Genomic DNA, 11674 nt, shown 5'->3' with positions numbered 1-11674 from the left:
GATCAACCGTTTGAGTTGGAAAGTGTCGGTTATTTTGTGCGTAAACTGCCGAAAGAACCGCAAAAAAATATCGTCTATCAAGCCTATGTGCTGTTTAGCGAGCGCTTGAAATTGCGTGGTGGTGTGGTGAAAAATCTACGCTTGACCCTTGAGAAAAATATGCCGATTGGCTCAGGCTTAGGCTCAAGTGCTTGCTCAATTGTAGCTGCACTCGTAGCACTGAATAAATTCCACGATGAACCGTTTTCAAAAATGGAATTGTTGGAAATGATGGGCGAATTAGAAGGCAGAATTTCAGGATCAATCCATTACGACAACGTGGCACCGTGCTATTTGGGCGGCTTGCAACTGATGACCCAATCGCTCGGCAACATCTGCCAACCGATTCCTTTCTTTGACGAATGGTATTGGGTGTTGGCTTATCCGGGGATTGAAGTTTCCACGGCGGAAGCCCGTGCGATCTTGCCGAAAAGCTATACCCGCCAAGATATGATCTCACAGGCTCGCTATTTGGGCTCTTTCGTACACGCTTGCCATACTCGTCAAGATGTACTTGCCGCAATTATGATGAAAGACTTAATTGCCGAGCCGTACCGTGAATCGTTACTGCCGAACTTCGCCGAAGTCCGCCAAGGTTGTAAAGATTTGGGGGCGTTAGCGGTGGGTATTTCGGGTTCAGGCCCAACGATGTTCGCCGTTGCACCGGATTTGGAACATGCGCAAAAACTGGTCGCTTATCTTGAAAAAGATTATCTGCAAAACAATGAAGGCTTTATTCACATTTGTAAGGTGGATAATCAAGGGGCAAGGGAGTTGAAATAATTTTCTCTCAAAGACAAGCGGTGCTTTTCGTTGAAAAATTTGCAAAATTTTCATGAAAAAGCACCGCTTGTTTGGTTATTGTGAAGAACTGAAGAAGCCCGATTCTTTATTTTCTCTTGCTCTTTCCAAGATATTTTGAATTTCAAGCATCGTTTCCTGATCCTCGGCTAAAGCAACTTTGCGCATTTCTTCGTTTTTGAAAAGATCAAGTTTAGGATCATAAACTTCCGCCATTAATTTCACTCGATGACGATCACGTTCAAAGTAATAATCGCAAATTTCATCCGCCACCTCTTCCTCAATACCGAGCATTTTTAATGCGGCACGCCCACTGCGTAAGGCAGAATCAAAGGTTTCACGTACTTGTTTGTCGGCTCCCGCTTTATAAAGTTCGAAGACGTGAACGCGGTCGTATGCCCTGGCGATAATTTTGATATTCGGGTTCATTGAACGAGCCAGCTCGACAATATGCGTCGCTTGATGTTTATCGTCTACGGCGACAATCAATAATTCCGCCGTTTCAATCCCTGCATTGTGCAGTAGTTCGGGGCGAAGTGGATTTAATATCCAAATACCGACCACGACTAATGCCGTAACAGACAACCCCCGATATGGCGATTTAGAGATTGGCGACTGAGGCTACCGATGATAAAAGCGATTTTAGTCATAAAAACTCCTTATGATAAATAACATTTCAAATTGAATGATAAAGATACGACCGGCTTATTTATTCAAATATTGTAAAGTCAATGTGTAAAATATCGAACGTAACCGACCGCTTGTTCAGGCTCTATTATATACGCAAAAGGACGCATTATTGCGTCCTTAAAGCTCGTTCTTACCACTATTTTTGAGTTAAGGTATTGAAACTGGTGATTAAGTTACGGTAATCCGGAATATGATTTGAAAACAAGGTACCGAGACCTTCAATATCGTTACGCCAGTCACGATGTAATTCACAAGCTGCGCCGAACCATGTCATTAATTGAACACCCGCAGCTTCCATTCTACGCCATGCTGCGTCTCGAGTCATTTCATTAAATGTACCAGAGGCATCCGCAATAACAAACACATCAAAGCCTTCCTCAATCGCTGAAAGTGCCGGGAATGCCACGCAAACTTCAGTCACGACTCCTGCAATAATCAGTTGTTTTTTACCGGTGGCTTTAACTGCTTTCACGAAATCTTCGTTATCCCACGCATTGATATTGCCCGGACGTGCAATATAAGGTGCATCAGGGAACATCTCTTTCAATTCAGGCACTAACGGACCATTCGGACCGGTTTCAAAAGATGTCGTTAAAATTGTTGGAAGGTTAAAATATTTGGCCAAATCGGCGGTTGCCAACACATTGTTTTTAAATTTATCGGGGTCAATGTCACGCACTAAAGATAAAAGACCGGTTTGGTGATCCACTAATAGCATTGCCGCATTATTTTTGTCTAAGCGAACATAAGGTTTTGTCATTTTTATTTCTCCAAAAAATATTAAAAATCAGACCGCAATTTCGCGGTCTGAGTAATCAAATTATTGACGCTCTGAATCCAACTGCTCGTGATTGTGTTCAACTTCACGCGCTTTTAAATAGCTTTCAATCAATAGTTGATATTCAGGGAAGACCGCTTCATAGGCTTTTGCCCACTCTGCCGCATCAGGACGGTTCCAAGTGCGTTGAATTTCGGAACAGACCGCTGCGGTATCCATCGGTACCGCGCCGGCTTGAACAACGCGAGCCAAGGTAATTTCTTGCGCCATTTTTGAATAAGTACCCGACGCATCAATTACCACGAAAACTTGATAACCTTCCGCGATTGCCGAAATGGCAGGGAACGCCATACAAACGCTGGTAATCGTCCCAGCAATGATTAATTGTTTTTTACCCGTTGCTTTAACGGCAGCAACAAAATCCGGGTTATCCCAAGAGTTAATCTGACCTTTACGAGCCACATATTGTGCATGAGGCGCCACTTGGTGAATTTCAGGAATTAACGGACCGTTAGGACCTTGCGGTACGGATGCAGTGGTAATCACCGGCATTTTGGCAAGCGTGGCGACTTTTGCTAATGTCACGGCATTTGCACGAAGTTCACGCACGTTTAAATCGCGTACGGTATTAAACAAACCGCTTTGGTGATCGATTAATAACATCACTGCGTCTTCAGGGTTAATACGTGGAATTTCACCGTTAAAATTTGCAGCTTGACTCATTGGCATCTCCTATCTAATATATAAATCAAACACTTTCCTAAGTATAAAAACAACTGCCACATTGTTTTCACTTCGTTTCAATCGCAAAGCGATGCTGTGTAATATAGAACTAAATGCAATTAGTGAGTAGCCACAAAACTTGGCTACGCCGTTGCATATTTGGAACAAGCGAAATGAAAAATCATCTAGACTTAAACGATCTCTATCTTTTTGTACAAGTCGTTAATGCGGGGAGTTTCAGTGAAGCCGGTCGGCTGCTCTGCATGCCGAAAGCGACGATCAGCCGCCGTATTGCCAAGTTGGAGAAATATCTCGGTGTGGCACTGATTCAACGTACAACACACCAATTTGAGGTGACCCATATTGGGCAGCAATACTATGAATATTGCTTAGAATTGGTCGAGCAGGTTCAAAAAGCTCAAGATTTTATCGAGCAATATTCGGAATCCAAAGGCAAAATCCGCTTAAGTTGCCCGGTGGCGTTACTTGATCTCTATGTCAATGATATGTTGGTCGATTTTATCACCCAATATCCCGAAATCGATCTTTATGTCGAAAGCACCAACCGCCAAGTCGATCTGATCTCGGAACGCTTGGATTTCGCTCTGCGCGTACGCTCTTGGCCGTTAAAAGACAGTGACATTGTGACAAAACCGTTTTGTTTGTCTAAGCATCTGGTCGTAGCAAGCCCGAAATTAGTGGAAAAAACCTTAAACAATCCGGAAGAATTAAAACACTATCCGGTGTTAATGGGAAACATTCATCATTATTGGGAATTTGAACATCGCACACACGGTAATAAAACTGTCCGCTTCAGTCCCAAACTTGTTACGGAGAACCTTGATTTATTACATAAAAATGCGGTTAATGGCGTCGGTATCGCCGTAATGCCCGAGGTCATCGTACGTAAGGCATTAAAACAAGGCAGTTTGAAATTGGTGTTAAATGAAGAGTGGCAACTCCCTAAATATATGGTTCACGCCGCTTACCGCTCAAGAAAAAGTTTACAGCCCTCCGCCCGCTTGTTATTGGATTTTCTTGCCGTCAAATTTGCGGAAACGGATATTGTGATTTGAATCATAATGGGGAACATCCCCATTATTAAACGGTTACGGCATGGAGACGTCTTTCAGTTCGGCATATTTCGTTTCCCACGCCATTTCCGCAATCACCGCCGGATAAAAATGTACCTGTTCCCGATAATTAGTCAACTCATAAACCAAATCAAAGACCAATGGCAAATGTGAGACAATCAAGACATTTTCAGCGCCTTCATCCCGTAAAAAATGCAAATAATTTAAGACATTATCCAAATCACCGGTCGGCGTAATCTCTGACCAAGTTTCACAAATGTTTGCAAAATTTTGCTCCGAACTGACCGCTTGCATCCCTTTTAACAAGCAGTCCGCCGTTTGTTGAGCGCGCAAATACGGGCTAATCAAGATTTTATCTAAACGGATTTTTTGATCTATAAAGCGATTAACCAGCCATTCTCCTTGTTGAAACGCCACCGCTTTGCCAAAATCGGTTAATGATCTTTCACTATCCGTTTGCGCATTAAAACCGGCCTCCCCGTGGCGCATTATCCAAATATTCATCGTTTACCTCATTTCTATTGTTTAAACTCATTTAAATTGAGCGTATAATGCACGCCGTTTTTTGTAGTTGCAAGCTACTCAGCAAAGATTTCTTATTTTCATAATCAATTGGAGTAAATCAATAATGTCTCGTAAACTCAGAAGAACCAAAATCGTGTGTACTATGGGTCCAGCAACAGATCGCGGCAACACTTTGGAAAAAGTGATCGCAGCAGGTGCAAACATGGTTCGTATGAACTTCTCTCACGGCGTGCCGGAAGATCATATCGGTCGTGCGGAAAAAGTACGTGAAATTGCAAAGCGTTTAGGGAAAACCGTTGCAATTTTAGGTGACTTACAAGGTCCGAAAATCCGTGTGTCAACATTCAAAGACGGCAAAATTTTCTTAAATATCGGTGATAAATTTACTTTAGACGCAAACCTTCCGAAAGGTGAAGGTACACAAGAATCGGTAGGTTTAGATTATAAAAATCTACCAAATGATGTTGTACCGGGCGATATTTTATTATTAGACGACGGTAACGTACAATTAAAAGTGATTTCTATCGATGGTGCAAAAGTGTTTACCGAAGTCACTGTCGGCGGTCCGTTATCCAACAATAAAGGGATCAACAAATTAGGCGGCGGCTTATCTGCGCCGGCGTTAACCGAAAAAGATAAAGAAGATATCAAACTTGCGGCGAAAATCGGCGTAGACTACCTTGCAGTCTCTTTCCCGCAATCCAGTGCAGATCTAAACTATGCTCGTCAATTAGCGCGTGAAGCAGGCTTAGAAACCAAAATCGTGGCAAAAGTAGAACGTGCGGAAACTGTTGCGACTGAAGAAGCCATGAACGACATCATCTTAGGCGCAGACGTTATCATGGTTGCCCGTGGTGACCTAGGTGTCGAAATCGGTGATGCGGCATTAGTTGGTGTTCAGAAAAAACTTATCCGTCGTTCACGTCGTTTAAATCGTGTCGTTATTACGGCAACGCAAATGATGGAATCGATGATCAAAAAACCAATGCCAACCCGTGCGGAAGTGATGGACGTTGCCAATGCGGTATTAGACGGTACTGACGCCGTGATGCTTTCCGGTGAAACGGCAAACGGTGATTATCCGGTTGAAACGGTCAGATCGATGGCGGAAGTTTGTTTAGGTGCGGAAACGATGCCAAGTATCAATGTATCCCGTCATCGCATGGAAGACAAATTTACAACCGTAGACGAAGCGGTGGCAATGTCTGCGATGTATACGGCAAACCACCTAGAAGGCGTTTCTGCAATTATCGCATTAACCAACTCCGGTGAAACGGCAAAATTAATGAGCCGTATTAGCTCAGGTTTACCGATTTATGCCCTTTCACGTAATGAAAAAGCATTGAACCGTTGTGCATTATACCGTGGTGTTACGCCGGTATATTACGATCAAGACAGCCGTACTATCGACGGTGCGAAAAAAGCGCTCTCATTATTAAAAGAGCAAGGTTATTTGATGACCGGCGACCTCGTACTATTAACTCACGGTAGTGAAATTAAAGAAGGCGGTACGAATACTTGCCGTATTTTACGTGTTGAATAATTTCAATATTTAACCTCCAAAATCCACGCTACTTGCGTGGATTTTTTATATATACTAATCACCACGCATTTGTTCTCTCAGATTATCGCTAATTATGCTCAAACTGCTTCAGGATCTTAAATCAGAAAAGATAATTTCCGAGTTAAACTATCAATTTGCTAAATTGATCGATCAAAAACAACAACATATCGCTTACACGGAAACTCAAAAACACTTAGCCGTTTTATTAAGTGCTTTAGTTTCATATCAAGTGATGCAAGGTGACAGCTGTATTCACCTAGAAAAACTTTCTTTGCACAATCTGTTTAATTTATCCGGCAAAAATCTCAAACGTGATTTTATCGCAGATATTTTGCAAAAAATCGGTCATATCTCACCGCTTGTATGGCAGCAGACATTAGATAACCATATCGCTTTTAGCCAAGTGCCGTCCAACGTGGCGCCCCTACTCTTTCAGCAAAACCGCCTCTATTTTTACCGTTATTGGCAGGCGGAAAATCGAATTGCCCGTTATCTACAACAAGCGGTCAGTATTGAGCAACAAAATGCAAATACGATCGAACTGAACAAAGCAATTTTGTCCACCCTGTTCACACCACAGGCGAAAATTGATTGGCAACAAGTGGCCGTTGCCACCGCCTTAGCCAAACGGTTTTGCTTAATTTCCGGCGGACCGGGAACCGGCAAAACCCGCACGGTTGCAATGTTATTAGCCACATTGCAACTCAAACAACTAAAACAAGGTCGCTCACCGTTAAATATTGCCCTTGCAGCACCAACCGGTAAAGCGGCAGCGCGTTTAAAAGAATCGATTTCTGCCAGTCTTGCAGAATTAGACTTACCCGAAACCGTGAAACAGAGCGTTCCGATCAAATCGTCGACCATTCACTCACTGATCGGCATCATGCCGCACAGCGATACCCCGCGTTATCATCAAACCAATCCGCTTCATCTGGATTTATTGGTAGTTGATGAAGCCTCAATGATCGACTTATTTGTGATGGATAAGTTATTAAATGCGTTAAAGCCGTCAACACGCCTTATTTTGCTCGGTGATAAAGATCAGCTCGCCTCTGTTGAAGCCGGAAATATGATGGGCGAATTAGGTGAATTGATTCATTTCGGGTACAGCCCGCAACATAGCGCTTATTTAACGGAGACGACCGGTTATCCGATTCAGTCGGCAAATACACAAGTTCCTGCGATTTGCGATTCATTATGTCATCTGCGTCACAGCTATCGTTTCGGCGAAAATTCCGGTATCGGGCGTTTAGCCGCAGAGATCAACGCTCAACAAGCGGTCAGATCTTGGCAAACTTTTGCAAATCCGCAATTTGATGACCTGCATTTATACGGTTATCCGTCGGTGACCGAATTCAGCGAAAAACGAGGTTGGATTCAATATTGTGTTGATATGGTCGTACATAAAGCCGTCGAACTCTATCGTGATTATTTGGCATTAGTAAAACAGCGCCAAGCTTCCCCGCAACAAGTACCGGTATCGGCGGTGTTTGCGGCATTCCAAAAAGTACGTTTTTTATCGGCATTGAGGGTGAGCGAGCTAGGCGTTGAACGGTTAAATCAAACGATTGCCGAAGCCTTACTGCAAGCACGCTTAATTCATTTTAAACACAGTAGAGACAGCTATGTAGGCAAACCGATTTTAATCACCGAAAATGCACCGCAAAACCATATTTTCAGCGGTGATATCGGCATTATGTTGCCTGATGAGCAAGGGCAATTACGCATCTATTTTGATAACCAAATGAACGGCGAATATCTCAGCATTTCTCCAAGCCGTGTACCCAGTTATGAACCGGCTTATGTGATGACCGTGCATAAGTCGCAAGGTTCTGAATTTACACATACATTGATGATAATGCCACTTACGCCGTCACCGGTGTTAACCAAAGAACTCCTCTATACTGCGGTCACTCGCGCTAAATCGACATTCAGCCTATTCGGCGATGCAAAAACGTGGAAACAGGCCGTGAGTATCCGTGTTCAACGCCAAAGCGGTTTAAGAGAACAACTACAACAATTCGAATAATTTTATTGAATGAAAAAATTATGATTTAAACCAAATTTTTCTTAAATAAAAAGGACTAGAATAGCATTCACATCAATCAACAAAGCGAGCGTCATTATGAATAACGTGCAAAGCAAAGGACAATTATTAAAACAAAATTTTTCATCGGGGTTGGTCGTTTTTTTAGTCGCGCTACCACTCTGTTTAGGTATTGCTTTGGCTTCGGGCGCTCCGCCTTTGTCTGGTATTCTATCCGGTATTGTCGGTGGTTTAGTGATTGGAGTACTCAGCACTTCACATATTAGTGTTTCCGGTCCTGCTGCGGGATTAACCGCCATTATTTTAAGCGCCATCACCAAACTTGGCACATTTGAGCTTTTTCTCTGTGCCGGGGTCATTGCCGGGGTTATCCAATTAACGTTGGGGATCCTACGCGCCGGCAGTATCACCAACTATATTCCCGTTTCCGTCATTGAAGGAATGCTCGCCGGTATCGGGGTTATTATCGTTTTAAAAGAACTTCCTTATGCCTTCGGCAGTAGCCTAAGCTTATCGGAAACATTTAGTTCGCTTGATAACATCCATTTCGGATCCGTAATTGTCGCGGTCGTTTCCCTTGCCATTATTATTGGTTGGGATAATTCACCACGGTTACGGAAATTCAGGCTTCTCCCTTCCGCTTTGATTGCAGTTTTTGCCGGCATTCTATTAAATAACCTTTTTCTATTTTTTAACAGCTCACTTACGATTCCCGCTAGTCAACTTGTTCAATTACCGGTGCCTCACTCATTAGAAGAAGCGGAAGGTCTGCTCCGTTTTCCTGATTTCAATGGTTTTACCAATAGTGTGGTATGGGTCACCGGCGTTACTATTGCGGTCGTTGCATCTATCGAAACACTTCTTTCCATTGAAGCGGCTGACCGTTTGGACGTCCGCCGTCGGATCACCGATACTAACCGTGAATTAAGAGCGCAAGGCATCGGTAATCTTGTGGCTTCATTTATCGGCGGCTTGCCGATGACCTCTGTCATCGTGCGTTCTTCCGCCAATGCCAATGCAGGCGCCACACATAAATTATCGGCGATTATTCACGGTTTATTGTTACTCATTTGCGTATTGTCGATTCCGACATTATTGAATCAAATCCCGCTAGCAAGCTTGGCTGCGGTCTTGGTGCTAATCGGTTATAAACTCACTCAGCCGAAAACTTACCTCCACTTTTGGCAAAAAGGGATTTACCAATTCATTCCGTTTTTTGCAACCATGATTGCGGTGGTGTTCTTAGATCTGCTTAAAGGGGTAGGAATCGGTCTCGTTATCAGCATTTTGTTTATTTTGTACGGCAATATGAAACGTTCTTACTATTTAAGCCGCGAAGAATTAGCCGATGCGGATGAAATTGTGCTGGAGCTGGGCGAAGAAGTTTCGTTCTTAAATAAAGCAGCGATCAAGAAAACTTTAAAAAATATTCAACCAAATTCCAAAATTACCATTAATGCGGAAAAAGCGCTTTATATTGCCAGTGATGTGCTTGAATTGCTGGAAGACTTTACTAATGTCTACGCTCAAGAAAACAATATTCAGGTTAAATTGCGCGGCTTTAAATATGACTATGAACATCAGGAAGGCATAGAACATACAAATGTTCGGGTAGAACATCGCAGTCGGATTTGATTTAAAGGAAGTACGTAAATTTTCGATATAACAAGCGGTCGGTTTCAGCCTAAAATTTGCAAAAAATGGGCTAAAACTGACCGCTTGTTGTGATGTCTCCCGCAAATGGAGACGTTGAAAAATAACGCAATAAGCGACTAATTCACAAAACTGTCAAACGTCAGCTCGTAATTATCTCCATCGCGACTATAAGAAATATAACGAGGGAATTTTTCGCCGGCAAATTTCTTCACCGTAATATATTTATCACCGGTTTTAAATTGGTAAGTAATTTCATCATAACTCTTACCTTTTAATTTTACTGTTTTCGTGGTTTGGTTAATCACCACGTTTTCTGCCGGATAAAGCTTTTTGCCGTTAGTCGTTTGGAAACTGTTAGGTAATTTTTCGTAATAACTCAGTTGGAATGCCAAAGTGAACAGATCAAACGTCGGTAATGTCAGCGCTTCTTTTTTAAGCGGTTCTTTCACTTTACCGTATTGAATTGTACTGGAATCCAGTTCCGCAATCGCATAATTTTTACCATTACGGGTATCTCGATAACTGAGCATATAAAATTGGTTATTTTTTTCATAACCTTTACTGGTAAACACGATGTTATATAACGGCACATTGATTTTAGACACAATGGAATACTGCTTACCGTCCGATTTAAAATCGACGTATGCCGGCATTAAATAATTAGAACTGTATTTAATATTAAAATTTTCTGCCATTGCACTACTCATAAAAGCGACGGAAGCAACGGCGATTAACGCCACTTTTTTAAGAAATTTCATTATTTTTCCTCTAATTGTGTGTTTTCAAACAAACGTAAAATTGCACTGTTATCTCTTAATTGTTCTGCTTTTTCAACTTGCATTTTGGTTAAATGCGGCGAAAAATAGTGAATGAAATCATACATATAATTGCGTAAGAACATACCGCGTTTAAATGCAATTTGAGTCATGCTGGATTGAAATAAATGGCTTGCATCAATAGCAATCAAATCCGTATCATCCGCAGTATGCGCCATGGTTGCCATGATACCTACACCTAAACCCAAACGAACATAAGTTTTGATCACATCGGCGTCTGTTGCCGTAAACACAATATTTGGCAAAATCCCGACACTGTTAAAAGCATGATCCAAATCAGAATGCCCGGTAAAACCAAAAGTGTAGGTGATCAAATCATATTTACCCAGCTCTTCGACAGTCAGTTTACGATTTTGTTTCGCCAATTCGGCTAACGGGTGATCCGGTTTGACAATCACTGAACGGTTCCACAGATAGCACGGCAGTAAAATCGCACTTTCAAATAAATATTGCGCTTCGGTGGTAATGGCCAAATCGACTTCACCGGCCATTAAAGCATCATAAATTTGACTTGGCGAACCTTGATGAAGATGTAAGCTCACCTCCGGATATTTCGCTTTGAACTGATTAATGACCTTCGGAAGCATATAACGTGCTTGAGTATTCGTCGTTGCGATACGTAATACACCTTTATTCGGTCGGGTTTGTTCTTCCGCTACGGATTTAATGCTTTGTGCCTTCACCAACAATTCACGTGCAATAGAAACAATCTTCTCACCGGCCGGCGTTAGTCCTTTAATATGTTTACCGTTTCGTTCAAAAATATTAATGCCGAGTTCACTCTCCAAGAGGCGAACCTGCTTGCTGATCCCCGGTTGAGAAGTATAGAGACTCTCTGCCGCCTCGGTAATATTTAAATTTTGATTCACAATCTCAACAATATAACGCAGTTGCTGTAGTTTCATGATGACTCCGGTTTTT

Annotated in this window: 11 protein-coding genes; 5 read left to right on the top strand and 6 right to left on the bottom strand. The window is 42.4% G+C overall.

The window, feature by feature from the left end:
• Positions 1-822 (top strand): homoserine kinase (gene thrB / locus ACEYJ7_RS11480; RefSeq protein ID WP_373779232.1); only part of this gene is annotated, 822 nt, incomplete at its 5' end.
• Positions 823-897: 75 nt separating this feature from the next.
• Here thrB and ACEYJ7_RS11475 read toward each other — a convergent pair.
• The 3 genes from ACEYJ7_RS11475 to ACEYJ7_RS11465 all read right to left on the bottom strand — a co-directional run bounded on the left by ACEYJ7_RS11475 (position 898) and on the right by ACEYJ7_RS11465 (position 3031).
• The gene (locus ACEYJ7_RS11475; RefSeq protein WP_373779231.1) at positions 898-1425 is read right to left on the bottom strand and encodes an NAD-binding protein; all 528 of its coding nucleotides are present in this window, start codon (positions 1423-1425) and stop codon (positions 898-900) included.
• 241 nt (positions 1426-1666) lie between these two features.
• Positions 1667-2290 (bottom strand): isochorismate family cysteine hydrolase YcaC, encoded by a 624-nt coding sequence (gene ycaC / locus ACEYJ7_RS11470; RefSeq protein WP_294087284.1) that lies wholly within the window; start codon positions 2288-2290, stop codon positions 1667-1669.
• 60 nt (positions 2291-2350) lie between these two features.
• Positions 2351-3031 (bottom strand): hydrolase, encoded by a 681-nt coding sequence (locus tag ACEYJ7_RS11465; protein WP_373779230.1) that lies wholly within the window; start codon positions 3029-3031, stop codon positions 2351-2353.
• A 173-nt stretch (positions 3032-3204) separates the two neighbouring features.
• Between ACEYJ7_RS11465 and ACEYJ7_RS11460 the strand changes: the two genes are divergently transcribed.
• Entirely contained in the window at positions 3205-4107 is a 903-nt protein-coding gene (locus tag ACEYJ7_RS11460; RefSeq protein WP_373779229.1) for a LysR substrate-binding domain-containing protein, read from the top strand.
• 33 nt (positions 4108-4140) lie between these two features.
• Here ACEYJ7_RS11460 and sixA read toward each other — a convergent pair whose 3' ends face one another.
• Positions 4141-4629 (bottom strand): phosphohistidine phosphatase SixA, encoded by a 489-nt coding sequence (gene sixA, locus ACEYJ7_RS11455; protein ID WP_373779228.1) that lies wholly within the window; start codon positions 4627-4629, stop codon positions 4141-4143.
• Positions 4630-4753: 124 nt separating this feature from the next.
• Between sixA and pyk the strand changes: the two genes are divergently transcribed.
• The 3 genes from pyk (at position 4754) to ACEYJ7_RS11440 (ending at position 9896) form a co-directional block, all read left to right on the top strand.
• On the top strand, positions 4754-6193 hold the full coding sequence (gene pyk, locus ACEYJ7_RS11450) for a pyruvate kinase (RefSeq protein ID WP_373779227.1): 1440 nt from the start codon (positions 4754-4756) through the stop codon (positions 6191-6193).
• 94 nt (positions 6194-6287) lie between these two features.
• Positions 6288-8243 (top strand): exodeoxyribonuclease V subunit alpha, encoded by a 1956-nt coding sequence (recD, locus tag ACEYJ7_RS11445; protein WP_373779226.1) that lies wholly within the window; start codon positions 6288-6290, stop codon positions 8241-8243.
• A gap of 96 nt (positions 8244-8339) precedes the next feature.
• Positions 8340-9896, top strand: coding sequence for a SulP family inorganic anion transporter (locus ACEYJ7_RS11440; protein WP_373779225.1), 1557 nt, complete (start codon positions 8340-8342; stop codon positions 9894-9896).
• A 137-nt stretch (positions 9897-10033) separates the two neighbouring features.
• Here ACEYJ7_RS11440 and ACEYJ7_RS11435 read toward each other — a convergent pair whose 3' ends face one another.
• Both ACEYJ7_RS11435 and cysB read right to left on the bottom strand, forming a co-directional pair.
• A complete protein-coding gene (locus tag ACEYJ7_RS11435) occupies positions 10034-10675 on the bottom strand; it encodes a hypothetical protein (protein ID WP_373779224.1) in 642 nt (213 codons plus the stop codon).
• Positions 10675-11658: an HTH-type transcriptional regulator CysB gene (gene cysB, locus ACEYJ7_RS11430; RefSeq protein WP_373779223.1), complete on the bottom strand. Its 984-nt coding sequence runs from the start codon at positions 11656-11658 to the stop codon at positions 10675-10677. The genes ACEYJ7_RS11435 and cysB overlap by 1 nt, the downstream gene beginning before the upstream one ends.
• Positions 11659-11674 lie beyond the last annotated feature (16 nt).

This window comes from Glaesserella sp., from assembly GCF_041814905.1.
GTDB lineage: Bacteria > Pseudomonadota > Gammaproteobacteria > Enterobacterales > Pasteurellaceae > Glaesserella.
Note: the sequence above shows the minus strand (reverse complement) of the source record. Positions and strands in the feature narration are given on the sequence as shown.